Source organism: Niallia circulans (assembly GCF_003726095.1).
GTDB classification, from domain to species: Bacteria; Bacillota; Bacilli; order Bacillales; family Cytobacillaceae; genus Niallia; species Niallia circulans_A.
Map to the genome: position 1 here is coordinate 3611330 of NZ_CP026031.1, position 25984 is coordinate 3637313.

Below are 25984 nucleotides of genomic sequence, written 5' to 3' on the forward strand. Positions count from 1 at the left end.
ACCCTTCTTCCTTTAGAGACTAACTGAATCCGAATCTTTCGTAAGCTCTGTTTTATTTTTGGAATCAATTTTTACTTGTGCATAAACAAATGGTAAATAAACAACTGTTGATATCACTAAATTTAATGCTGCCAAACCAGCTCCCCAAAAGCTTCCCCCCGTCGCTAAGTACCCGCCAATTATCGGTGGTGTAACCCATGGAATCTTAGCCGTTACCGGTGGAACGATGCCATACTGCACAGCAAGATAAGAAATGACAGTTGTAATAACTGGCCCAATTACAAATGGAATAAACCAAATAGGGTTTAAGACGATTGGCAAACCAAAAAGGATTGGTTCATTAATTTGGAATACCCCAGGCGCCCCGCCAAGACCAATCATTTGTTTATACCGTTTTCTCCCTGCAATTATCATCGCAATAATTAATCCTAAAGTAGCACCTGATCCGCCCAAGTAAACAAATGCATCTAGGAAGGATCCAGCTAATATATGATATTCTCCTAATGCTTGAATTCCTGATTGCGCTAAATCAATGTTTTCTGCTCCTGTTTTTTCAAATAATGGTGTCGTAATCCCACCTAATATGTTTGGACCATGAAGTCCAACCATCCAGAATAAATGCACTAATAAAACAATTAATACTGCAAATGGAAGAGAATCAACTGCATTTGTTAATGGAGAGACAATAACCGTATTTAACCAATCATTTAGAACTTTTCCATCTGTTATCATTCTGAAGATAACGCCAAACACGCCAACTAGAAAAATAGTTCCCATACCTGGTACTAATTTTGCAAAGGATTTAGAAACAGCTGGCGGTACTCCATCTGGCATTTTGATGATTAAAGCCTTGATTTTCGATAAACGCAAGAAAATTTCTGTGGCGATTATCGCTACGATAATAGCAGTAAAAAGGGCAGTGGCATTGAAGTAATTGACAGATACTAGCCCCCAGACTCCACCTGCAACTGTTTCAGTAGCAGCTTCATCTATTGGTAACGTGACACTTGCTGTTTGGGGCAAAAGTAAAAAGAAACATGCAGCAGAAATAAGCATTGCTTCAAACCCTTCATCCCCATAGGATCTAGCTAATTTATAGGAAATCCCAAAGACTGCAAATACAGAAAGAAAAGCAAATGTTCCAAACCATATGTCCCCACCCAAAGTCGACCAGTTAGCTCCGAATATTGCTTCCATCATTTTTCCATAAGGGGGAATAATTTGACCTAGATTATTAAAAAGTACAGCAAATGAACCTACAATGGTAATAGCAATCATTCCAATTAACGTATCCCTGATAGCAAGCAAATGTCTTTGATTACCAAGCTTTAATGCAAAAGGCATAATATATTTTTCAATAAATCCCATCATCTCTTTATTCCCCCTTTATTAAAGCTGTGGCATGTTCTAACACTTTTTCACCATTACATAATCCATAGTCCTGTGGATTAATTGTTGCAACTGGAATTCCTCTTTGGTCGCCGGCTTTTTTTACTTGTGGTAATAGAAATCGTACTTGAGGACCTAACAAAATAACATCAGCTTTCTCTATCTCGTTGTTCACTTCTGAGGCTGCTATTGCCCAAATCTTGCAGTCTATCCCTTGGTTTCTGGCACTTTGCTCCATCTTTGAAACTAATAAACTTGTAGACATTCCGGCTGAACAACATAGTAAAATATTCACTATTCCATCCCCTTTTAATTGATAGATTATTCCGATATTTCATTCTAAAAAATGTTTCCTTTCGTACGTCTTTTTATCAGCCACCCTTCTTCGGAAAGTAGTAATATCTTATATTCATATTGTAATAACAAATATGACATATTTCAATAACAAATTTATTTGTTACTACAAATTTGTTATTTATTTGCTTATTAGGAATAGAAAAGATATTCTATATTTAGGGACAATATGGAGGGAAACGATTGTGGAAGAAATGAACAAAGATGCTGCGCTACACTCGATTGTAAAAGAGTCCATTATCGACATGATTAAAAGCGGCGAATATCAACCAAATACTAAATTACCAACCGAAGCTGAATTTTGTAACACATTCGGTGTCAGCAGAACAACGATTCGCACAGCCCTTCAACAACTAACAGTTGAGGGCTATGTTTATCGAGTACAAGGAAAAGGTACCTTTGTAGCCGAAAATAAAATCAAACAATCTTTAACTAGTACAGTAGAGCAATTCTCTGAACAAATTACTTTGCAAGGGAAAGCCCCTTCTATCAAGGTGCTTCAGCTGAAGGTTATTGAAGCGACCGATTTTCTAGCTAAGCAATTCAACCAAAATATAGGGGATCCCGTTAACTGCTTAGAACGCATGCGTTATGTAAATGATGCTCCACTACAATATGAAATCTCTTATCTGCCTTGGCACAAGGCACCAGGATTAGATAGCGCTGCTTGCGAAAAATCTTTATACAAGATGCTGGAAACGAAGTATAATATTAAAATCCGCAAAACAATAGAGCACTTAGAATTAGTTTTAGCAGATGACACTATTTCTAAGAAATTGGAAATTCCTGCAGGATCCCCTTGCTTTCTACTTGAAACCTTTGCTTATGCAGAAGATGAAACTGCCATTGAATACTCCAAAACTATTTTCCGAGGAGACAGAGCACACTTTGTTATTGAGCGGAATTATTGAAGAAGGCAATCAAAAGGATATTTGTAATAACAAATATCCTTTTTTGTTCCAACTGTTTTTCCTCTATTCTCTTCATTCTAACTTCTCTTTCCTAGCCTTCTCCCTCGCCTAGTTTTCCACAATAAATCCACAGAACATCTTTTCTCCTACTAAATATCACCTGATTCCTACTTGGTTTTCCACAAATACAATAAAAATCACCTGCGTTATCCACATACCATCCACAAAATCAGTATATTTATCCACAAAAAGACCGGTTATCCCATAAGCATGTTCTAACCGGTCCTTCATCTATTATGCTGCTAATTTTGAGTTAACATTTGAATTGATTTTATTTTTACTAAACGACTTACTAAGATGACACCAATGATGGATCCTGCAAAACTGCTAACAGCAAAGGATGGCAAATAAAAGAGAGCACCCGTTTTTGTCCCTAAGAAAAACGATGCATATGGTACTGCCACTAAGGAGGCGATGACGCCTGTTCCAATAAATTCACCTAAAGCTGCAAAGATTGGCTTAGCTGTTTTATGAAATAGATAGCCTGCCAAAAGTGCGCCAATCATACTTCCTGGAAATGCTAATAAGGATCCCGTTCCTAATAGGTTTCTTAACAAGGAAGTAGCAAAAGCGATGATAACTGCTGGAACCGGTCCAAGTATTGCTCCCGCTATTACATTTAAAGCATGCTGAACAGGATATGCCTTGGCAATACCTGCCGGAAACCATACTAAGGTTGAGCCATATGTCCCAATTGCCGTAAACATGGCCATAATCACCAATAATTTAATTCTTTTCATCGTAATTATTTCCTCCACTCAAAAAAGTTTTAAGCATGGAGACTAAGCAAACCTTCTATTGACTCGTAGACCCATAAGGCTTACAGGGCAATTACACGACAGCTTTTTACAAACTAAAAAAGCCAGATCTAAATAGACCTGACTGCTAAAGTCAAAAGAAATAGAGTGAATCCGCTACTTCCCTACGCTGGTATGATCCAGATCAGGTCGTTAGGGTTAAAAAACGAATTTGTTTTTCTCTCAGCCACCAACTGGCACCCCTAGTAGTCCATATATGCTTATACCTTCATTTTAACTTATTTCATTTAGGACGCAAAGAATTATTCTCATTGTTTCTTGGACAATTTATCCACAAACTGCATATCGATTAATTCTTCGTATTTATAGCCTTCCGTATAGACACCCGTTTTCTCGACAACATCCATTGGTTTTGCAACAGCTTCCTCTGAGATGTAACCGTCCTTGCTCCATAATTCATCAGCATAAGCACGATCCAAGGATGCTTGTAAAATCTCATCCGATGTAGTTGGAAATTCTGCTTTTAACACTTTCATGGCTAGGTCTGGGTCTTCATCCACTTTCTTAAGTCCTTTTAAAACTGCTTTTACAAAGCTCTCCACAACTTTCGGTTCTTTCTCAATCGTAGATTTTTTTACACTGACAACAGAATAAGGGTAGTCTCCCAAACTAGCAAAACTGTAGAATGGCTCTTTCCATGCTCCCTTTTTCATTCCTTCTGTGATTTGCGGTTCTCCACCATTAGCAATATCCGCATTTCCGGATTCTACAAGAGAAACTACGGCACTGGCATCAGCTGGTTCTTCTAACTTTACATCTTTTTCCGGATCTAATCCTAGCTCCATTAACAGCCATCTAGTTAAAAGATTCGGACTACCACCATAACGCCCAGCTGCAATAACTTTCCCTTTTAAGTAATTTGCCAGCTCTTCATCGTTTGTACTATCAATCGTTTCATCTGAGTTTCCCATCAAATAAACATTAGCACGGTTAACGACGTTTACTACTGACTGAATCGGATCAGAACTTCCTAAATTGGCCATTTGCACAGAATCTGGTCCGCCCATAACGCCCCAGGCATCACCGCTAACAACAGACGTAACATGTGCTCCTCCGGTTGCCGTAATCACTTCTACTTCCAATCCCTCTTCTTTAAAATAACCTTCTTCTATGGCAACATACAGTGGAAGATAGCCGATCAAATGAACTGGCTCTGAAATAACAATCTTCCGCAACCCATCCTTCGTTCCCTTTTCTTCTTTTGATGAACATCCTGCAAGGATTAAGACAAAACTAAAACACATAAGTAGAAAAAGCCTCCACTTTTTCAAGGTAAAGCCCCCTTTTTCATATATGAATAGAATGGGAAATTTAGTAGTAGATAAGAAAATGAAGATGAACCAGAAGTATATTGCGGATAATGGAAATACATATTCTATTTCATATATATGGAACATTTTTTCTCTTTATGTTCTTTTCAAGGGGGAAAATATTCTATTCCACATTTCTTCCTCGCAAAAGAAGCCTTTCTATCCATACTGTAGCAAAATACATTACAATCGAAAGAATAGACAGCACAGCTACGCCCACCCAAACAAGATTGATATTCATAATTTGTCCTGCATATAGAATCATTCTGCCAATCCCTTGTCTAGAGCTAATAAATTCGCCAACGATCGTACCTGCCAAAGCTAAAGCAATGTTTATTTTTAAACTACTCACAATCCATGGCATTGTAGTCGGTACCACCACCTTTGTGAAGACATGCCATCTCTTTGCGCCAAGGGAATACATCAATTTTTCCAAATCTTTATCAACTGCCTTTACGCCGCTATATGCTGCAAGAGCTGTTGTAATGATGGTCATCATAAAAGCAAGAACTACCTTGGAGCTAAAGCCTATTCCTAATAAAATAACAAGGACAGGAGCAAGAGCCAGTTTCGGCACTGCATTAAAGGCAATTAAATATGGTTCAGATATACGAGAATAATAATACGACCACCAGAAGGAAAGACCTAATAAAGCGCCAAAAAAGGTACCTAATCCAAAGCCAAAGATAGTGGCTCCTGATGTGTATAATAGATCACTCCATAAAGTTCCTTCCGTCCAAGCTACATAACCAGTTTTCCAAATAGTAAACGGACTGCTCCAATAATACGAATCAATTATTTTCCACTTAGAAAGCAGCTCCCACGCAAGAAGAAAAATAAGTCCAAAGCTCCATTGTCCAATGCGGGTGAATTTCTTTCTTCTTTTGGCAATGGCCTCATCATCCTCTATATAAAGAACTTTCGTTTTATCCTGTGATTCCATATCTCCATTCCTCCCTCCCTATTCTTTTTCTTCTGTTGATTTTAGTGCTTGTAGTACATATTCTTTTAACTGAATAAATTTAGAGTCTAGCAGTGTTTGTTCATTTCTTGGTCTTGGTAATTGGATCGATACCTTCTCCTTAATGGTGCCTGGTCTCGGCGTCAAAATATATATCTCATCTGATAAAAAAATAGCTTCATCTATATCATGGGTGATAAACAAAATAGTTTTCTTAAAATCTCCCCATATTTGTAAAAGCCATTCCTGCATAAATAAGCGTGTTTGTGCATCTAAAGCACCAAAAGGTTCATCCAGTAAAATAACATCTTGATCATAAAGCAATGTTCGCAACAAAGCTGCACGCTGCCTCATTCCTCCAGAAAGTTCTTCCGGAAAATGTTTTTCAAAGCCTTCCAATCCATATCTCTCTAGTAAAGGCAGTGCTCTTTGGATCGCCTCCTTTTTAGGAACACCCTTTACCTCCAATCCTAAAATCACATTATGAAGAATATTTCTCCACGGAAGGAGCAAGTCTTTTTGAAGCATATAGCCAACATGCCCACTCTTTCCAACAATGTCCCTTCCGTCTAACAAGACATGGCCTGTTGATGGTTTTATTAATCCTGCAATTATATTGAATAGCGTTGATTTTCCACATCCACTTGGACCGATAATACTGACAAATTTCCCTTCTGGAATCTGTAAATTTGTATCCTTTAATGCGAAAAACTCCTTGCCATTTTTTCGAAAAACCTTACTACTGTCCTTAACCTCTAATTTATACAATTACAGCCCTCCGTTCTAAAATATTCATATTTTTAAGGTGTTTTTTATAGACCAATTCTCGTGCCTGTTATACTCAACTGAATTATCGTTCACTTCACATGGTCTCGTGTAGAGAAAAAAAGTGATCAACAGCCTTTAAAACTCCCTATTGTCAATGAATATGCCATGCTTCTAAATTTACTCTTGCTATACTATATGTAAAATTAGGCGAATGGGTAATTATTATAGAAAAAAGTTCATTCGAATAAATGAAGGCTTTACAGGAGACTATTCCGAAATCAATATTCTGAAAATTTTCGCAACTACAGCTTATCCACAGCATTTCTATGTTAAAATGAACTTATATTTTTACAAGAACTGGAGTCCTGTACATGTTAGAAAAAATCAATGCTTTTCTTGGGAAGTGGATGCCCCTTTTAACCCCGATTAGTGTCCTAATTGGGGTATTGCTATCAGATATCCTTCATCATGTCTCTTTCTTAGTTCCATGGATTTTTGCAGTGATGACTTTTATAGGGAGCTTGACATCTAACTTAAAATCAGTGAAATATACAATCACCCATCCGTTTTCTTTGCTTTTAACACTGGCTATTCTACATATTCTTACTCCTTTGTGGGCATTTTGGATTGGTCACTTATTTTTCCAAAATGAACCTTACACGATTACAGGGCTTACATTAGCTGTTGTTATTCCAACTGGAATCACGAGTGTTATCTGGGTTAGCCTCTATAAAGGAAACATTGCACTTACTCTTGCGATTATCTTGCTCGACACCTTACTGTCTCCGTTCCTTGTTCCATTAAGTATGAACCTTTTTGTAGGAGAAACGGTACAGCTTGAGGTTTGGGGGATGATGAAGGGGTTGCTTGGAATGATTGTTCTGCCATCTATTTTCGGTATGGTGATCAATCAGTTTTCAGTGGAAAAGGCTAAAAAGTGGAATCACACACTATCCCCTTTTTCTAAAATTGGGTTAGCACTAGTTGTTAGTATTAATAGTTCTGTAGTAGCCCCTTACTTACGAAATATTGATAAAAAGTTTCTCCAAGTAGCGCTTACTGTTTTTGTAATAGCATTATCCGGATACTTTTTTGCGTGGATATTAGGAGTAGTTACCAAACGAAGCAAAGAAGAAACAATAGCAATGATCTATTCTGGCGGGATGAGAAATATTAGTGCTGGAGCAGTTCTCGCTGTGAGCTTTTTCCCTCCAGCAGTAGCAGTTCCCGTTGTGATTGGCATGCTATTCCAACAAATTCTAGCAGCTTTATATGGGTACTTCATTAAATTAGTCTATGAAAAGCCTGTAATAGGGAAAATAAAGGAAGGGAAAATTTCTTAATTCATTTGAAAATTAAGAGGTTTTAAGTATTCTAATCGAGGATAATCCCAAACGACTGATAAGAAAATGCTACTAATATTTTCCTTATCAATCGTTTGGTTTTTTATTAGTTTGTGGGTATTACCCGCAGACTAAAATCCATTTCACTTTCTAAGCTGCTGACTTTCGGTCTCCTCAACTTAGCCTTTGAGGTCTTGACTTCTTCTGCTCGCTAATCCTATAAAAATCTATGTGTCTGCTTCGTGTTAATTTTTATGATTTTTTCTCTATAATCATGGCACACATTTCTATCATCTCACTTGCCATAATCTTTAATGTTTCGGTTGTGAGCATTTGATCTTCTGCATGCATGAGAATAAGGGAGAATGGCAGTTGTTCTCCAGCAGCTTCTCTTTGGATAAGAGAAGCATGGACTTTATGAATTTCATTGTAAAATTGAACACCTTCTTCTATTTTTTGCTTCGCTTCGTCCATTTTTCCATTTCTTGCAATCTGAATAGCTTCTACATAACAACTTCTTGCTTCTCCAGCGAATGAAATAATCTGAAAAGCTGCTGTCTGCATTTCCTCTAAAGTATTCAATTTCACCACCCCTATTCTCTTCGTCAATTTTTAGCTAATGATAATGCATGATCTAGTATTTTCTCTCCATTAGCTGTACCGTATAATCTTGTATCAATGACATCCACTGGAATTCCAAATGGTTTCGCAGCACTTTCTGCCGCCTGTTTCATAAATCGTACTTGTGGCCCTAGAAGAATGGCCATTACCCCTTCGCTTGAAGTTGCTAATTCATCAGCAATTGCTCCTTCTGGAATGGCATAAACATCAATTTCTTCGCCTCTTGCCTTAATAGCTGCCTTCATTTTTGATACTACAATGGAAGTAGACATACCTGCTGCACAAGCTAATATTATTCTTTTCATTCTTCATTCCTCCTATTATTTAATAAAATCATCATTTTTTACGGTGATTTCTCGAGATTTAATGATTTCCTTATACCAATAAGCTGACTTTTTCATTTTTCGGTTTCGATTTTCTTCTAAATTAATTTCAACTAGTCCATATCTATTTTTAAAAGCATTCATCGGCGAAACATTGTCCGTAAATGCCCAGAGCATATATCCTTTACAGTTTGCACCTTGTTCGACTGCCTTTAATAACCATTTAAGATGTTCGCTAATAAACTCAATGCGATAATCATCTTGGATTACTTCACTTTCGTCTTTATACTTAAACTCATTTTCCACACCCATTCCATTCTCGGCTACAAACCACTCAATATTGCCATAATCCTCTTTCAAGCGAGTTGCCATATCAAACATAATCTGCGGATAGATTTCCCAGCCTCGGAATGGATTCATTTTCTTACCTGGCATATCGAACATTTCATAATAATAAGCCGGATGAAAAGGGGTATTTTCGTTCCATGCCGTTGTCCTTGCCTTTACACGATGAGGATAATATAAGTTAATCCCCACATAATCAACGGTATTATTTCTTATTACCGTTAAATCCTCTTCTGTATGTTCAAATAAAATATCGTGTTTGTGTAAAAGATCCATTAATTCTGCTGGATATTCTCCTTTAATCGAGGGATCTAGAAATACTCGATTAAAAAACAAATCATAAATGCGGGCAGCATCTTGGTCATGCGGAGCCGAAGATCTCGCATATGTTACCTCTGGGTTTAAAACAACCCCGATTTTAGCTCCTGTTCCATGCAGCTGCTTTTCTTTAAACAAGGCAACAACCTTAGCAGTAGCAAGTGCTTTATGATAATTCCACTGCATCCACTTTTGGGTATTTTGCTCAAATGGATAACGTATTGCATCTAAATATACACGGGTCTGCACAACAATTGGTTCATTAAAAGTAAACCAGTGCTTCACTTTACGACCGTAACGCTCGAATACTTTTTCTGCATATTTGACGAATAAGTCCACAACATGTCTATCGTTCCAACCGCCATATTTTTCAAAAAGAGCAGCCGGTAATTCATAATGCTCTAAGCAAATCATTGGCTCTACACCTTTATCTATCAGCTCATTAATAACATTATCGACATATCGAGCATACTCCTCATCTACCACTGCGTTTTCATAATCCACCAAGAAACGGGACCAATTGATCGATGTCCGGTAATGCGTTAACCCAATTTCCTGCATTATGCTGATATCTTCTTTATATCGATGGTAAAAGTCTGTAGCGATTCCTGGTCCATAGCCATTGTGCCAAACATTTTTATTATTTTTATACCAGATATCCATATAGGAATCTTGTGAATCCTTCTTTCCAGCCCATCCTTCCGTTTGCCACGCAGATGATGCTGCTCCTAAAATAAAATGATCTGGAATAGTAACTTTCATTTGTTCCATTATTTTTTCCTCCTTACCCTTCACAAGTAGCTGTTAACTGCATTGCCTAATGATCCATCATAGACCACCTCACAAGTATTGGTCGGATAGGAGAAAAGAGGAATCATCCCCTCTTTCCTATACGATCCGATTGTCAGATTTATCTCCCCCTCCCTTTCCCTATTAAATTACTCTTCTTCCGGAACAGCAGGAGCCTTATTGGCAATCAATACAAATGGCAAGTAAATTAGAACAGATACGACAATACAAATGATCTGGGTAATAACCGCTCCAATACTTCCGGCCGTAGATAGGTATGCATTAATAATAGGCGGAGTCGTCCATGGAACCATAACAACAGCCTTAGCAGCAAAGCCAGTTACTGTAGCAATATAACCGATTGTCCCTGTAATCAGCGGGGTAATAATAAAGGGAATCGCCATAACCGGATTTAACATAACTGGTAATCCAAAGATAACTGGCTCGTTTATATTGAACACACCTGGTCCTGCGGAAAGTTTTGCAATACTTCTCATTTCTTCTCGTTTAGATACCATAAAGATCGCTATTAATAAACCAATGGTTACTCCTGAACCACCAATATTCATATACACGTCCCAAAACGGCATTGTGATAATATTAGGAATTTCCTTTCCCTCTTGGAATGCCGTCATATTAACAGTAATAGATGCCAGCAGCAGTGGTTCCCTTATCGGTTTTACCATTTGATTTCCATGAATACCAATCACCCAGAAAAATTGGGCGACAAACATAAGAATCAAAATCCCTGGCAGTCCTTGCATGACACTTTCTAAAGGTCTTTGTACAATGTTATATACTGCTTCATATAAATAAATCCCTGTAACTTTGAAAAAAAGAAATCCAAAAGTAGCAACAATCGTTACAGTTAAAATAGAAGGAATTAGTGCTGAAAACGAAGTCGCAACATTTGACGGAACACTATCAGGCATCTTAATTTGCAGCTTATCTACTTTCGATAACTTGCAATAAATTTCAACCGATACAATGGCGATAATCATTCCGAGGAATAAACTTTTTGGGTCAGAAAACTGCCTGGCTAAAACATCAACCACTAATTGATTCTTCTCATTAACAAGCAGTTCTAGCGTTGTTGGAACGACAGAAACATAGGACATTAATGCTAATATTCCAGGGAATAACGACTGATGGCCATTGATCCGTCCGAGCTCTATCCCAATAAGAAAAACGGCCCCAATTGTAAGGAAGTTCAAGGTAGCATATTGGATCGCTTTCATAATTGGCTGGTAATCAGCCAAAAAGGCAAATGCTTTAAAATGGGCTAAACCACTCTCTGTTCCCATCACCATATTCGCGATTAAAACGGCAAATGCTCCTGTTATAATGACAGGCATTAACGTCACAAAAGCTTTTTTTATGGCCATAATATATTTCTGATTTGTTATTTTGTAAGCAACATTTCCAAGGGTCTCGGTAGCTTTGTCTTTAAAACTCATTGATTAACCTCCATTCCTAATTTAAATGGAAATGATATGATTCATTTCTTGTTTTCCATTCTATTGGATAAGCGCTTACATTTACATACACTTATTTTCCACGTTAAACTGGAAATGGCTGACTCAAAAAAAGGAACTCTAATCCGGAGTTCCTTCCCTTCTATAAATTCCTATTGGCCAATAGCTAAAATACATTCTTTGAATTCGTCAAAGGACTTTACCTTTAATAGCTGATTCACCATATAGGCATTTCCTGATATTTTGACTAGCAGCTGATATAGCTTTTGAATATCTTTCTTGTACTTTTTTTGGACACTTAATAAGAAAATAAGCTGCACTTTATTTTCGCCCCATTGAATTGGTTTTTTTAACGTGCAAATAGATAAAAAAGTACTGTCAGTGATTGGTTTTAGAGGATGAGGAATGGCTATGGAGTTTCCATAGCTTGTTGGAGCAATCTCTTCTCGTTCCATGATTAACTCAAAGAAATGATCTGGCGCAATCCCCTTCTGTATAATTTCTCTTGCTAAAAACGCTAATACTTCCTCCTTCGTTTGATACTCTTGTTGAAAAAATCCAAGGTCAGGATAAAAATATTGTAAGGTAGTTTCAACTCTATCCACAACCATATGCTCTAATTTACTAATGTCTTCCTCTCTTAAAATAGTATGTACATCAATAACAGGTATGGTTAATTCCCTGTTAATAGGAATGGTACTAACAATGAAGTCTAATGTACTTAGATCATAATTATCAATGGTAAACATATTAGCAGTTCCTACAATTTCAAGTTTATTGCCAAAGGTGGACTGAAGCTTATGATACAGTAATTGAGCACTTGCCACCCCAGTAGCACAGACAATCAAGCATCTTTTTACACTGCCTTTTGCTTTCTTTCGCTCGAGCGCTGCGCCAATATGTAATGCCAAATAGCCTATTTCATCTTCATTAATGTCCATCCTCTTATGTTTGCTTAAGTATTTCCCCATAATAACAGCAGCGTCAAAGGACATTTGATAATTTTTCTTGATTTCAGCAAGAAGAGGATTCTTTATAGTTAAATCATATTTATATCTATTGATAGCAGGCTTTAAGTGCAGACATAACCCGTAGATTAATTCTTCATCATAGGCTATTTCTAGATCCAATTCTTGCTCCACTTCTTGGAGCATCGCTTTTGTTAATGCTAGAATATCTTCCTCAATCATTTCTAACATATTCTCTCTGCTATCAGACTGGTAAACTACCATTTTCGCACCTAATAAATGGATGGTTATATAGGCTATTTCAGATTCAGGAAAAGTAACATATAACGTTTTTTCTAGAAAAAAGACAATCTGTTTGGCAATCGCAAATTCTCTCTTTTCTTTAAGAGGCTCCATTTCCTTTAAAGGCATGGAAACATAATTATCATTTTGTATGCGAATACAGGCAATCGCAATATGTGTTGCTAAATTATTTACGCCAATATCTGATAAAAAAATAGACGCCTTTTCGGCTTGTTCGATAATAATTTTTCTTATTTCTTCTAGTTTTTTATTTGGAAGTATCCAATCTGTTTCATCTTGGTCAAACACATATGCCGCAAGACAATAACGCAGCTTAGCTTCTTGTCCCATGATTTTTAAACCATAGTTTGGCTTCTTATCTAAATTTAAATTAAAGTCTTTTAATAATCTTCTTACTTCTTTCAGATCATTTTTAATAGAGGATTCACTTACAAAAAGCTCCTCAGCAAACTGTTCAATTTTCAAGTATTCTTCCGCCAATAATAGACGTTTTAGAATATAGTCGACTCTTTCCTCAGGTTCCGTTGGAAGGGGTGTACTTACGTTATTTTCATTCATTATTTTTGTTAAAAATGGTTTAAAATAATGATAATTTCCTATAACTAATTCATACCCCTTCCCTCTTGTCAGTACTATTTCTGCTCCATTATCTTTTAATGTATCGATCAATGCCTTCATATCACTTCTAATTGTTCGCGTGGTTACATCCAGGGCATTTGCTAAGTAATCACTGGAAAGCGGAGACTTTGACTGCATAAGCTGATGCAGTATCTTTTGTTGTCTTATTGGTAACAATTTCACTCACTCCTTTTAACCAATTCCCTTCTATGTTAGTTATATCCATCATATCTTATCAGCCTTTTATTAGAAAGCGGTTTCTAAACAAATTATCCGTTATCCATAATGCCAATAATCTGCAGCAGACAGCACCTCGCCTTTTTTCATTCCTGATACGTATGGGTGCCCTTTTACATAATATCGTAATGGTTTTAGCGTCCATTCCTCCTTATTTGGAATCCCAATTCTCGGAGACTCGATTATTTGGGATGGTACTTTCCCATCTACAATCCATAAAGATTCTTCATTTATAAAGACACCATTTAAAGCCTTGGTGATTTCCATTGCTTTTGTTAGCTTCCCAGGTCCATTGCATACATTTATACCATTTGTTTTTCGGTTCTTTTCCATCTCTTCTATTCCTTCAAAAGGTTCAATCGCCCGGATAAGAACAGCCTGAGGATTTCCCTCTTCTTTTGTAACAATGTTTAACATATGGTGGGTATGCATCGTGTAAATATAGATGGTCCCACCTGACTTATACATCGATTCCAATCGAGGCGTGCGTCTGCCTGCATAGCTATGACAAGCCATATCTTCTATCCCAACATAGGCTTCCGTCTCTACAATATAACCACTATACGTATATGCCGGCGTTTTATGAATAAGCTTTTTTCCTAAAAGTAACTGTGCTATTTCTTCTGTTGACTGGTTTATATAATCAATCATTTGTCTCTCTCCTATTATATTTCTTCTAGTATACGTTTCTTTCCCCCAAAAAAGAAAGGATCACCCCTTTATAAAAAGAGATGATCCTTTTCACCTAGTGCTTAACAAGTTCTTTTTGTTTTGCTATAGCTGCCAATCCAGCTTGATTTAATGTATTCCACGGTTTGTTAAAATGCGGTTGGAAGAAGAAATCGATAAATCCTAATTCGTCAATCGTCATTTTAGTTTGAATACATACAGATAATGTATTCATCATTTGCGTAACATCTGCTTTTGAAATTAATTGTGCCCCCAAAATTTCTCTTGTCTCTTGATGGAAAAGTACTTTTAAACGAATTTCATGAAATGTCGGCATAAATTCTGGGCGATCATTATCGATTACTTCTGCCACTTCATAAGGGATATTATTAAATTTAGCCGTAACTTCTGTTAATCCGGTAGATGCCATATTTAAGCCAAAAATATGCAAGCCAGAAGTCCCTTGTGTTCCCATGTATTTCAATGGTCGTCCAGCAATATTATAGCCGACAAGTGTTCCCATTCGAACAGCATTTGTTGCAAGAGGGATATACATTTTTTCTCCAGTTGGATTATAATTAACAGCACAGCTGTCACCTGCTGCATAAATATATGGATTACTTGACTGCATATATTCATTAATTTTAATAGCACCATTAGGAAGGAGATCTACTTTACCTTTTAACAGATTTGTGTTTGGTCTAAAGCCCACACATAAGATAACTAAATCTGTTTCATATTCTCCTTTTGTGGTATAAACCTTTGTTACTTTTCCTCGTTCATCACCTGCAAATTTTGTTACAGTTTGTTGTAAAGCTAAGTGAATGTTACGCTCCGCAAATTCTGCCTCAACCACATCTGTAAACTCTTTATCTAAATATTTATTTAGAATTCTGTCCTCACTATCAATTAACGTGACATTTTTTCCATTAAGCGCGAATGCCTCTACTAACTCAACACCAATATATCCCGCTCCAATTACGGTAACATTTCTTACATTCTTAGAGCGCTCAATTATTTCATTTGCTTGATTATAGTTTTTAGAAAGCAATATATTATCCAGATTAATTCCTTCAATTGGTGGGATTATTGGCCAAGAGCCTGTAGTCATTACTAACTTATCATATGGATCAATCTTTTCTTTGCCTGTTTGTAAGTCCTTCACATGTACTTGCTTGTTTTCTGTATCAATTTCTAGGACTTCATGCTCCATATGCATCGTTGCGCCAAGCGCTTTTAACTCTTCTGGTGAAGAATAAAATAACTGACTCGCATCTTTGGCAACACCGCCAACATATAAAGCAATTCCACAAGATAAAAAGGAAACATTATTATTTTTTTCATAAACAGTTATATCTATATTTTTATTTACATTTGCTAACGTTTTGACCGCTGCTGTCCCAGCATGTGTACATCCAATTACAACTACTTTCATGTATAAAAACTCCTTTTGTAATAGATTGAATGTGAAACCTTTCACTTAATTAGTGAAAAAAATCACATATATTGTGATAGAATTCACATTCCGTTCACATCTTTATTATACATCGAATATTTCTTAATGCAAGTATTTTGTGATTAAATTCACAAAAGGAAACGCGGAAATTTATTCCAGGTTTAAATAGAAAGCAAAACCTCTTATTCAGTCTACCGATAATGCAACAATCTTTCTTTTTTAATGAATTAAAACCCAACCTATAATATTTTCGCTATCATTAGTTGGGTTTGTCTTCGGTTGAAAAACCTCTATTATTTGCCAACTCAAAAACACTTTTTAATGCTTCTACGCCTTATTTTGCACGGTAAGCTCAACTAGCTGATCAATCGATTGGTCTAATGCTTCCTCATATCCCAACGGATCTGATAAAGCACGCCAACCCTCTTTTCGTATAAAGGATAACGCCTCTTCCATTTCCTTATCCTCTATTCCAAGTTCTGTTAATAAGACTAAGGTACGTTCCAATGCACCAACCATTCTTAGTGGTCCGTAATGAGCAGGCTCTCGATATAGTCCTTTTGCACTTGTAAGAATATAGCCGCTATAATCTCTAACAAGTTCTACTAGCTTCTCATTTTTGCGTGTTTCCATATCTGTCAAAAGAAATTACCTCCTCTTTTTCCCTGTTTTTTTTCTTTCTTGGAGATTCTTTTGAATAGCCTAAACTGATGAGAAGCTCTGGCTCCATCTCATGTGGAAGCTCCAACAATTTCTTAATGGCTTCTTTATGAAAGGATCTAACTGGGCAATTTCCGATACCTAATGAATGGGTAGATAAAAGAATATAAGCAGCGGCTATTCCTAAATTTACAAAACGCAATACTTCTTCCGAATCTTTTCCGCCTTTATGGAGGGCTTCTGCAGGGTTGGAGCACAACACAATAATAGCCTCGGGATCTCCTGATAGACCAGGGGAAAATCTTTTTATTCTTTTTATCTGTTCTTCGTTCTGGACTATGAGGAAATGAGATTCTTGAGCATTGCTCCCTGACGGACTATGTAAAATACTTTGTGCAATTGAATCAACTATTTCTAGAGGTAATCCGCCACGTTCTGCGAATGCGCGTGAACTTCTTCTTGTTTTTATTGCCTCCAGTACATCCAATATCCATTCCTCCTTTAAAAAGAAAAGCCTCTACTTTCTAATACTTTTTTCAAATTTTCTCTTAAACTTGCTGAGGCAGCGATCGTTTCTGGTCTCGTGCATCTTCTAGCAGTATGTTCTCTCCATCCATAGTCCTTTCCCTGCTTTTCTGGTTCTCCAGCTAAGGAGACTCTACGGCCATCGTAGGTTTTACGAGAAATCATCGTATGATCGTATTGTTCTAGCAGCTCGTCAAGATTTTCTATTGTATATTTTTCCTGATGAACCATTACTTTTTCTGGCAATCTCGGCTTTACGCCTCGCCTTGTTCCTTCTTTTTCAAAGCCGATCGATAATCCCGAAACAGCAAATACGCCTGCTGGGAGGCCGAGTTCCTCTGCAACCGCATCAGGATGGTTACGAATGGAACCAACAGGTACACAACCTAACCCTAATGATTCCGAAGCCACTACTGCATTTTGCAGGGCGAGGGTGGCGTCCATTGAGGAAAGAAGAAACATTTCTAGCGTATTGGCTAAAAAAGAATATCCTTGTGATTCTGTCACATATTTCAAACGGTAAATATCTGCACAGAAAACTAGAAACACAGGTGCCTCATGGATAAATGACTGTTCGCCAGAAAGGGTAGCTAACCGTGATCTCCTTTCTTCATCCTTTATTACAATAATGCTATACGCCTGCAAGTTTGAAGAAGTTGGTGCACTTCTAGCTGCAGTTATAATCGTTTGAAGAATATTGGCCGGAATATCTTTCGATTGAAAAGCCCTTACTGATTCATGAGCAGTAAGTACCTCGATCGTTTCATTAAGTAAATGCTCCTCTTTTGATAAGCCTTCTAACTCAATTCTCGTTTCCCTTTTTGTATATTCCCTCACTCATGCCACCACCTTGCTATTTGATCAGTACGCCTTTCTCCATCAATAATGCATCATCTATATATACGGTAGGTTGGGTGACAACTCCATCTATATGAACGCCTGCTGAAACTATTCCACCAAACGTGGCATTGCTTCCAAAAGCTACATGAATGGTCCCGTATACTTTTTCATCCTCTAATACCACACCTGTGATCCTTGCCTTATCATTTGTTCCTATCCCAAATTCTGCGAGCATTCTGCCTTCCCCATTGCCTAATATCTTTAATAATTGCTCTCCTTCTTCTCCTTCTGCCTCGACTAGGCGACCTTCTTTTATTGTAAGCTTAAGTGGATTACTTAGCTTTCCTATTCCAGCCACAGAGCCATCCACGACAATTGTGCCAGTTGCAGTTCCTTCTACTGGTGCTATATATGCTTCTCCTGACGGCAGATTACCTGATTCCCCTGGATATAAGTACATCCCCGTACTTGGGATGCCCTTTCTTTCTGTAATATCCAATGCTAAACAATAGCCGTCTTTTTCAATTTTGACATGCTTTCCCTTTGTAAGCTGGTCTGTTATTTCTTCCGTAAGAATTCTCACTTGTTCATAATCTGCAGAAATGGCTCCTTCTAAGAACATATCCTTTGTTATTCCTGGCATTGTTGCAAGCCTTGTTCCTGTCTCTACTGCTTCTTTTCTAGCTTGTGTATGGGTTAAGGAATGCGCCGTTACACAAACAGCCACATCTGCTGCTTTCATGGCCGCTGCGACAGTTGCTGGTGGCTCTTGTCCCGACTTTTCTCTGTCCTGCATAACAATAAACATCGTCTCAGCACGTAACGCTTTGCCAGCTTCATATATGGATTCAGCTATTTCCCTCTTTGCTTCATCTGTGACAACGAGAAATGACTCTCCTTCTTTTATGCCTAAACAGTTAGCAAGAACATTTTTGCTTGTTTCTATCATTTTTTCATTCATTTTACCCTCTCCTATATCATTTCTGATACTAATTTTGCCATGATTGCATTGGAGAGAATGACTGGTTTATTAGCTATTTCGGCTACCATCTCTCTAGCATTCTCTGTATACCCCATACAATCCAACAAAATTATATCTGCTTCCTTCTTTAATTCTTGAGCCGCATTCTTAAAGGTCTCTCTACTCATATTATATGGTGATGCCACACTAAAAATAGGTTTTAATCCTAAGGGGGCATATTTAGGAAGAGACGTCTTTATTTGTTCCTTAAGTGGAACAATTACTCCCAGTCTTCTATTTCCTACTAACGCATTAATGGTGGGGGGAATGATATGATCAGGTTCAATTAAATAAGCTTTCCTTGTTTGCAGCCCTGGAAAAACACCCGTGCACAACAGCAATATTTGGCTTATTCCCATATTCTCTAAATAATAGATTTTCTCCTGTAAAATTGGCTTTATTTTTTCGCGAGACATAACTACCGACTCATTTGTTACTAGTCTAGAGGTTAAAACATAATCGCCTTCTTCAGGATATAGATTTGTCTCAATATAATCTTTCGACATCCCATCTAATACTCCAACTTGGACAAGCTCCGCTTTGTTTACATACTTCTCTACAATTGGAGCAACATCTGTTCTTGGAGCTTGACCAATTGTAATCATTCCAAGTTTTTTCATATAAACAACTCCTTTTTATAAGTCACTCTCTCCTCTACTATAAGGAAAGAAAGGAAGCAATGCTCCCTCTCTGCATTACTTGGTTAAGACTGAGGAGAAGCAGCTTTTCCCATTGTTTGCAGGACTTTCATGGAACCATATAAGGTTGTTATTCTATTAAATTCATCTTTATCATAAAACTCACAAGTACCATTAGCTGTTTCCTTTGCCACCTCTATGGAAAAACGAACTGCATCTGCAATATCCGTTTCATGACTAGCTCCCGTTCCACACCCTGGGACGATTGATTGAGCAGTTATTGCCAAGCCAATAACTGGTGCGTCTGTCGCCACAGATGGCTGCAAAATAGAATTGATATGGTATAAATCATTTCCATATGGCGTTATATCTTGTGAAGTGACAGGGAAGGTGACGGGAAATTTCCCTGTCGTCATTTCCATAATTCTTAGTAAGTCCTCACTAACTCGAAGAATGTAACCTTCTTTTACTGTTGGAGAAAGAGCAATCCCTTTATGATTAATCACTCTATTTCCTTTTGTGGTATCAATTGAAATAATACTGTCCATTTCTGGAATTACTTCATGTTTATTCATTGTTAAAATATCAACTGGAGAATCCATAAAATCAACTGGTTCATGTGGTCTTGTTGGTGCATCTGGGCAAATATGTGTGGATACAATCACATCCCCAGCAAGTACATCTCCCTTTACCTGCATATCAGCTAGTTTCAAAGCAGAAGCAATTGCCGCTACGGCACCATCAGCATCAGATACTAGCCCAATTCTGCTTGGTCGTGCACCAATCCCTCCTAATCTCCCAATAATCCCCAATGTCGGAACGGTGCCACCAGCAGATTTCCCTTTTGCTCCCGGTATGGTAATCTTAATAAAATCTGTGCTTCCTGTTTCCCCTGTTACTTTTACAACATCTGTTTGTACATTTGGATATTCTTTAAATAAATCGGCAACTATTTCCCCTGTTACAAATGCATTATCTAACGTTTCTAAAGCTACTAAAGTTTGTTTTAAAACCATCCTATCAATCTCTCCTTTTTAAAGATAAGTTAGAATTTCTTTGTTTATTATTTTTTCAATTGGTTGGATTAACTTTTGGTTACTCATCGTACTACTTAAGCGTAATTTTTCCTTAGGAACGGTTATAACAGCTACTTGCTGCCCTTTTGCCATTTCCGCGGTTACAATAGGTCTAGCTGTTTTTGTATCCAATGTCATAATAAGATCTGGAAAGGTGCCAAAACGCACTCCATCTTTCTCAATTGTCATATACTCGTTCCAAAAGGTCATATCATAGCAATCCTCAATCGTTACTTTTCCTACATCAAAACCTCCTATTGTTTCTAAAGTACATGCCGTTACTGTTCCTTCTGTGATTACAGATCCTCCTAGTTCAGACACAACTGCTTCGATAGCAGATTCTCCTTTATTAGACAGCAAGGCTTTGCCAACTGTAATTGCTTGCGATATGGCTCCATTCGCTCCGTTTTGCTTTGCATATCCCACTGTTATAGGATTTCTTGCCACTGCTACTAACCCGCCAGCATCAACAGACAATTGGCGAACTGCTTTTGCTGTTATATCAAGGGAACCAGTGATAAGCATTTCTACATACTTATCTCCTTTCCCGCCAACGGCTGCTTGATAAGAAATATAAGTAGGCATCTCTGTTAAATTTAATGACCCCATTGTGCCAGTTGGATGAGCTCTTCCATTACAAGGCAGATCTACTACTGGTAATCCTGTCATAGCGGATTGAAACCAGCCATTTACTGTAGTGCCAGCTCCATTTTCATTGGTAATAATTCCTTGAAGTGGTCTATCTAGCTTACTTGCCAATAGCTCCATTGCTTTGACATAATGAACTGGCTTTACGTACTGCTCTTTAGCAGCTGGAGCGCCAACTAGCGAAACCGTTACAAGGAAGTCTTCATCTGCCATTTCCTCTGCTGTTTTTAAGATAGGCTGACCAACCTCTAAAGCAAGGCGTCCTATTTGAAGTCCATCTTCTATTTTTCCTCCTCCGCCGCCGCCTAGTATGGCACCACCATATACAGCAAATTCTACGATTTGTTCATCTAATTTTATTGTCACGTTTCATCTCCTCATTTCCCTAATTTAAATACAGAGTTAAAGAAACTATACAGTGCATCCCCAGCAATAAACCCTGCAGCTAAAATACTCATTGGCGTCTCTGCTTCTTTTCCTTTTTTCTTCACCCACATTAATCGAATCGCAATCCCTACCAATACTGCAATGCCTGCATATGGAGTTAAAATTAATAAACCTGTTGCAAACATTACTCCTAGTTGTCTGCTTGAACCACCAAGTATTTGTAAGATAGCACCTGGAATAGCCCATATTAATAATTGCCGAGCGACTTCCATTGAAGTGCCTGCCTGAATCGTAGAAACATAGACAGCGTCTATTGGAGGAACAAGGTTATTGGCAAAATATCCTTTATAAGTGATTAGCACTGTCAGCAATGCGACTCCAAAGGCAACTAATGACGTCATATATTGTTGCTTTCTTCCATCTATTTCATATTCTTTATCAGCACCATTTCCTCGTAAAATATGGCCTGTTTTAAAGTCATAGCCCATATCTGCAAAGGCCGGTCCTGTTGCAGCACTGAATCCTGCAAGTAAAGCAAGTGCTAAAGGCGGAAAACCAATCATCATACCGATAAGGAGGGTAATAAAGGCAACCGCAAAGGCCGGAAACCACCCTGAATGCATGGCAGCAATACCAACGATTAATTCATGAACAAATGCAGCAAATGCGGCAAAAATCAGAAATCCAATCAACATACCAAATGACATATCTGTAATAAGTCCGCCTGTTAAAGCAATAATTAAAGCAATCGCAATATAAACAATAAAGCCAATTCCTAAAGTCTTTCTTGCTACTGAAATAGGTGTTGTATAATTCGAGTCGTCAACCTCATTTTCCATAGCTGCAGCTACCTCTTGATTTTTTCCCTTTTGCTTTCTCTTATCTTTTCCAAAGATTAATAGCGTAACTTGGACTAACGCCACAATTCCTGCACCAATCATAATGCCATGTGGAATGTAAAGGGCGTTTACATCTACACCAAAAACAGGAATAGAATATTGTCGGAATAGTAAGCCAATCCCAAACATCGTTAAAGCCCAAATGTTACCGATAAAAGCAACCCCAAAGGCAGACATCGGAATATGCAAAATCGAACCGATAACGCCAATAAGTGTTCCAATTCCAAGAAGCCCTGCCCGTTTTCCTCCCTTATCACCAGCAACGATAGCTTGTGCTGTTGCTACTCCTGGTGCCCATGTACCTGATGCAGGAAACAGCTTGGAGTCAAATAGTTTATATAAAATGGCAGCATCTGCAAACATGGCCAATGCTGCTCCAATCAACATCGGAACAATCAAATCTGGTTCCCCAATTAGAAAAGGAATACCGATAGGAATTAATAAACTATTTGCAGCCCCAAAAGTTGCTGCAGATATAGAGGTTTGCATTAAATTCTGTCTATGAATAGACTTATACCTTTTAAAGATAGTAACTGGAATTCTAGCAATCAGCATTGCTAGAAGCGCACCAATAATAGATGTATTTGGTGTCACTCCTAAAGAGACGATAATTTGCATCCCGATAATGGCGCCAAACACTGCTGTAATAATGGTAAATATGAGGGAAACAGGTTCAAATAGACGAGGGTGTTTTTTTACTGGTTCTACTTGTTTCATATACTAGCCTCCAAATTATTTTTAAATAGCATTTTGATGTTAAAGAGTGGAGTCATACTAAACTAAGTGGTACATTTGATGGTTTGAATAAAGAATATTAAAAATAAGGCAATTAATTTGTTATGCTTATTTAGTAACAAATAAAATCTGGCAAATAATGAAAGTTTTATTTGTCCATATGACAACATAAAATACTAAAACAAAGAAACGAACTATTTGGTCAGTATAACTGTGCTGCAAACTGTCCTTCTGCTTCGACTGCATCGATAACGGGAACTTTCAATTCATTACGCAATTGGTCTGCCAGTCCAATTGTTGAAAAACCTGTGCAAGCAAACACAATTACCTTGGCTCCTTGATCTAACAGATCTTTAGCAGCCTTTAGCCCCTTTGCCTTCCCTTCCTCTTTCAGTAAATCAGTCGTATTTTCTACACCTTCTGGAACTTTGAAGCCAACCAACAGCTCCCCTAAAATTTTCTTCATAACTTCTGGAACATCCTGAGTTATCCCTAATATCCCAACAGGTTTTCCTAAAGAAAAAGCTGTTAATGCAGCAGCACTTCCCGCCCCTATTACTGGGATAGACACCGCTTTTCTTAGTTCTTCAATCCCAGGATCTGCCGCACAGCTAATAGCAAGTATCCTTGCTCCTTCCCTTTCCATCTTTTTTCCTAACTCTACGATTTTTGGTATTGCTTCTTTTTCTGAAGCATCATCATAAATACCTAACGCTTGATCTGGAATACATTGATTTACTGTTGGCAATCCAAACAATTCTGTAATTATTTTGCCATGATGGTCCAAGACTGCTTTATTCTCCGTTGTAAAAACACGAATGACACCAATCATATCCCCACTCTCCTAATTTAAATTTTCTGAATATTTATATTTCATTTTAACTTTTCTGTCTTTTTGTCACAATGTCCTAAAAAAACAAAAAACAGAAGGATCTATTGTGCTCCGAGTACAATAGCCCCCTCTGTTTTAGGAACCCTTAAAGTTATGAAAGAATATACAGCAATAGTATAAAACCTTCTCTTGGAAAGTATCTAATTTAATATCTGCAATTTCTTTTATTCTATCCATGCGATATTTTACTGAGTTACGATGAATATATAATTGATTTGCTGTGTCCTTTAAACTGCCATTAAAAGTCAAATAATAAAAGAGTGTTTTGACAAGATCACTGTCATTTTCTTTATCATATTGTATTAACTTACCTATTTTCCTTTCGATTACTGGATCCATATTGACATAGTCGGAACTGTCTAGTAACAATTTAAATAGCTCAATATCTTCATAAAGGTACATTCTTTTCCCTTTATTAAGACTGGATCCAATTAAAAGTGAATTTCTAGCTTCTAAATAGCTTAAATGTATCTCCCATAATAGCGCTCTTCCGCCAAATCCTACTTGAAAATCGGTATATTTCTTGATAAGAGGGAGTAATTTATCCATCCATAGTTGATTTGTTTCTTTTGTTATAATTGGTTGATAGGGAACGGCTGATAGGATGACAAGCCGGCTTCCTTGTTTCTGTGTGTAAATCTTATTAGCATGGGATAGATTAATGGATTCTATAATGCTGCTTAAATCATGTAACAATGATGAACCTTCTTCCATAAGGGTTGCACTTTCCATCACGATTATTTCCCACATTATTTCAGGATCCAATCCAAGTTGCCTTCCTTTATTCACTACTTCCTCTTGGGGGAGAAATATGCCTGCAAGCAGTTCTTCAATAAAGTTTCCTCTTAAATGATTCTCTGTATCCATTGCTGTTTTTCTTCTCATTAGTTCTAAAGAAAAAACTAGACGTGCCTGTTCTACACAAATTTTATCCATTTCATCCAACTGTTCTTTTTCAATTAAAAATTTGCCAACTCGCTCCTTATCTACTGTAATATCCCACTGCTTTATATGCGTAAATTCGTTCATCCATCCTTCCTTTGGGGAGCAAACAATTTTTTTACCATCTTTATCTAAGAGAATAATAGGTGCTTCTATCATTTGTGATACATTATCAGCAACCGTTTGTATCCCACTGTTTTCAAGAACCAATGTCGTTAACTTCTTATAAATTTCTTCCGACCTTCTCAGTAAAGCAGCATGCTTATTCACAATTTGTTCCATGACAGCATTTGTAATATCAATGTATGGCACACCAACTGGAAGCTGAATAATGGGAAGGTTATATTTATTACTTACCTCCATCATTTCTTTTGGCATTTCATGTAAATACCTTTCCGGTTTTATTGCTAATGCAGCAGCATTTGCCTGCGCTAATTTCTCCACAAGCTTTGTCAATAAGGAAAGATCATGTCTTATGGAATAAGCTGTTGTGAGCAGCAACTCTCCCCCTCTTAACCAGCCGTCGATGTCGGGAACCTCCATAATATCAATATTTTGCACGTTTCTATTTAATCCTTCCCTCCCACTTATCACCTTTGCCTCCTTTAAAACAGGGAGTCGTAATAAATCATTAACTGTAATGCCCGATTGATTCATTCTTACCACCTCCACTACAATATCTTTG

General features: G+C 37.5%; 25 protein-coding genes and 1 riboswitch. Of the genes, 2 read left to right on the forward strand and 23 right to left on the reverse strand.

Going from position 1 to position 25984, the window contains the following annotated elements; genetic code table 11:
• Positions 1-12: 12 nt before the first annotated feature.
• Together C2I06_RS17285 and C2I06_RS17290 are read right to left on the reverse strand one after the other, a co-directional pair.
• Positions 13-1371: a PTS sugar transporter subunit IIC gene (locus C2I06_RS17285; RefSeq protein ID WP_095329488.1), complete on the reverse strand. Its 1359-nt coding sequence runs from the start codon at positions 1369-1371 to the stop codon at positions 13-15.
• 4 nt (positions 1372-1375) lie between these two features.
• Positions 1376-1684 carry a PTS sugar transporter subunit IIB gene (locus C2I06_RS17290; RefSeq protein WP_047940831.1) on the reverse strand — a complete coding sequence of 103 codons (309 nt, stop codon included), beginning with the start codon at positions 1682-1684 and terminating at the stop codon, positions 1376-1378.
• Positions 1685-1937: 253 nt separating this feature from the next.
• On the opposite strand from C2I06_RS17290, the gene C2I06_RS17295 reads away from it, so the two are divergent.
• Positions 1938-2654 carry a GntR family transcriptional regulator gene (locus C2I06_RS17295; RefSeq protein WP_047941033.1) on the forward strand — a complete coding sequence of 239 codons (717 nt, stop codon included), beginning with the start codon at positions 1938-1940 and terminating at the stop codon, positions 2652-2654.
• Positions 2655-2956: 302 nt separating this feature from the next.
• On the opposite strand, the gene thiW is transcribed toward C2I06_RS17295, so the two are convergent.
• The 4 genes from thiW to C2I06_RS17315 form a co-directional block, all read right to left on the reverse strand.
• Entirely contained in the window at positions 2957-3454 is a 498-nt protein-coding gene (thiW, locus tag C2I06_RS17300) for an energy coupling factor transporter S component ThiW (protein ID WP_047940833.1), read from the reverse strand.
• Positions 3455-3616: 162 nt separating this feature from the next.
• A riboswitch (TPP riboswitch) is annotated at positions 3617-3726 on the reverse strand.
• 54 nt (positions 3727-3780) lie between these two features.
• On the reverse strand, positions 3781-4776 hold the full coding sequence (locus C2I06_RS17305; protein ID WP_235973207.1) for an ABC transporter substrate-binding protein: 996 nt from the start codon (positions 4774-4776) through the stop codon (positions 3781-3783).
• 190 nt (positions 4777-4966) lie between these two features.
• A complete protein-coding gene (locus C2I06_RS17310) occupies positions 4967-5785 on the reverse strand; it encodes an ABC transporter permease (RefSeq protein WP_095329486.1) in 819 nt (272 codons plus the stop codon).
• Between the two features lie 18 nt (positions 5786-5803).
• The gene (locus C2I06_RS17315) at positions 5804-6571 is read right to left on the reverse strand and encodes an ABC transporter ATP-binding protein (protein ID WP_095329485.1); all 768 of its coding nucleotides are present in this window, start codon (positions 6569-6571) and stop codon (positions 5804-5806) included.
• A gap of 371 nt (positions 6572-6942) precedes the next feature.
• Here C2I06_RS17315 and C2I06_RS17320 point away from each other — a divergent pair, with 371 nt between their 5' ends.
• Entirely contained in the window at positions 6943-7914 is a 972-nt protein-coding gene (locus C2I06_RS17320; RefSeq protein ID WP_123258519.1) for a bile acid:sodium symporter family protein, read from the forward strand.
• Positions 7915-8166: 252 nt separating this feature from the next.
• Here C2I06_RS17320 and C2I06_RS17325 read toward each other — a convergent pair whose 3' ends face one another.
• The 17 genes from C2I06_RS17325 to C2I06_RS17405 all read right to left on the reverse strand — a co-directional run bounded on the left by C2I06_RS17325 (position 8167) and on the right by C2I06_RS17405 (position 25956).
• Positions 8167-8502, reverse strand: coding sequence for a PTS sugar transporter subunit IIA (locus C2I06_RS17325; protein ID WP_249879551.1), 336 nt, complete (start codon positions 8500-8502; stop codon positions 8167-8169).
• Positions 8503-8519: 17 nt separating this feature from the next.
• On the reverse strand, positions 8520-8840 hold the full coding sequence (locus tag C2I06_RS17330; protein ID WP_123258521.1) for a PTS sugar transporter subunit IIB: 321 nt from the start codon (positions 8838-8840) through the stop codon (positions 8520-8522).
• Positions 8841-8855: 15 nt separating this feature from the next.
• A complete protein-coding gene (locus C2I06_RS17335; protein WP_095329481.1) occupies positions 8856-10292 on the reverse strand; it encodes a glycoside hydrolase family 1 protein in 1437 nt (478 codons plus the stop codon).
• Between the two features lie 167 nt (positions 10293-10459).
• Positions 10460-11767, reverse strand: coding sequence for a PTS sugar transporter subunit IIC (locus C2I06_RS17340; protein WP_095329480.1), 1308 nt, complete (start codon positions 11765-11767; stop codon positions 10460-10462).
• Between the two features lie 170 nt (positions 11768-11937).
• On the reverse strand, positions 11938-13851 hold the full coding sequence (locus C2I06_RS17345) for a BglG family transcription antiterminator (protein ID WP_123258522.1): 1914 nt from the start codon (positions 13849-13851) through the stop codon (positions 11938-11940).
• A 99-nt stretch (positions 13852-13950) separates the two neighbouring features.
• Positions 13951-14559 carry a DNA-3-methyladenine glycosylase gene (locus C2I06_RS17350; RefSeq protein WP_204259824.1) on the reverse strand — a complete coding sequence of 203 codons (609 nt, stop codon included), beginning with the start codon at positions 14557-14559 and terminating at the stop codon, positions 13951-13953.
• Between the two features lie 97 nt (positions 14560-14656).
• Entirely contained in the window at positions 14657-16015 is a 1359-nt protein-coding gene (locus tag C2I06_RS17355; RefSeq protein ID WP_123258523.1) for an FAD-dependent oxidoreductase, read from the reverse strand.
• Between the two features lie 348 nt (positions 16016-16363).
• On the reverse strand, positions 16364-16669 hold the full coding sequence (locus tag C2I06_RS17360) for a DUF6092 family protein (RefSeq protein ID WP_095329520.1): 306 nt from the start codon (positions 16667-16669) through the stop codon (positions 16364-16366).
• The gene (locus C2I06_RS17365) at positions 16650-17183 is read right to left on the reverse strand and encodes a nitroreductase family protein (RefSeq protein WP_095329476.1); all 534 of its coding nucleotides are present in this window, start codon (positions 17181-17183) and stop codon (positions 16650-16652) included. The genes C2I06_RS17360 and C2I06_RS17365 overlap by 20 nt, the downstream gene beginning before the upstream one ends.
• A gap of 14 nt (positions 17184-17197) precedes the next feature.
• On the reverse strand, positions 17198-18058 hold the full coding sequence (locus tag C2I06_RS17370) for an NADPH-dependent oxidoreductase (RefSeq protein ID WP_123258524.1): 861 nt from the start codon (positions 18056-18058) through the stop codon (positions 17198-17200).
• Between the two features lie 16 nt (positions 18059-18074).
• Positions 18075-19022, reverse strand: a complete 948-nt coding sequence (locus tag C2I06_RS17375; RefSeq protein ID WP_095329474.1) for an aminopeptidase — start codon at positions 19020-19022, stop codon at positions 18075-18077.
• Between the two features lie 11 nt (positions 19023-19033).
• Complete coding sequence (locus C2I06_RS17380; protein ID WP_123258525.1) at positions 19034-19702, reverse strand: AroM family protein; 669 nt, start codon at positions 19700-19702, stop codon at positions 19034-19036.
• A gap of 83 nt (positions 19703-19785) precedes the next feature.
• The gene (locus C2I06_RS17385; RefSeq protein WP_123258526.1) at positions 19786-20736 is read right to left on the reverse strand and encodes a DUF1177 domain-containing protein; all 951 of its coding nucleotides are present in this window, start codon (positions 20734-20736) and stop codon (positions 19786-19788) included.
• An 18-nt stretch (positions 20737-20754) separates the two neighbouring features.
• Complete coding sequence (locus tag C2I06_RS17390; protein WP_123258527.1) at positions 20755-21810, reverse strand: S-methyl thiohydantoin desulfurase family protein; 1056 nt, start codon at positions 21808-21810, stop codon at positions 20755-20757.
• Positions 21811-21821: 11 nt separating this feature from the next.
• Positions 21822-23447 (reverse strand): OPT/YSL family transporter, encoded by a 1626-nt coding sequence (locus tag C2I06_RS17395; RefSeq protein ID WP_095329470.1) that lies wholly within the window; start codon positions 23445-23447, stop codon positions 21822-21824.
• 220 nt (positions 23448-23667) lie between these two features.
• Positions 23668-24297 (reverse strand): aspartate/glutamate racemase family protein, encoded by a 630-nt coding sequence (locus tag C2I06_RS17400; protein ID WP_095329469.1) that lies wholly within the window; start codon positions 24295-24297, stop codon positions 23668-23670.
• 135 nt (positions 24298-24432) lie between these two features.
• The gene (locus C2I06_RS17405) at positions 24433-25956 is read right to left on the reverse strand and encodes a PucR family transcriptional regulator (RefSeq protein ID WP_123258528.1); all 1524 of its coding nucleotides are present in this window, start codon (positions 25954-25956) and stop codon (positions 24433-24435) included.
• Between the last annotated feature and the right edge of the window lie 28 nt (positions 25957-25984).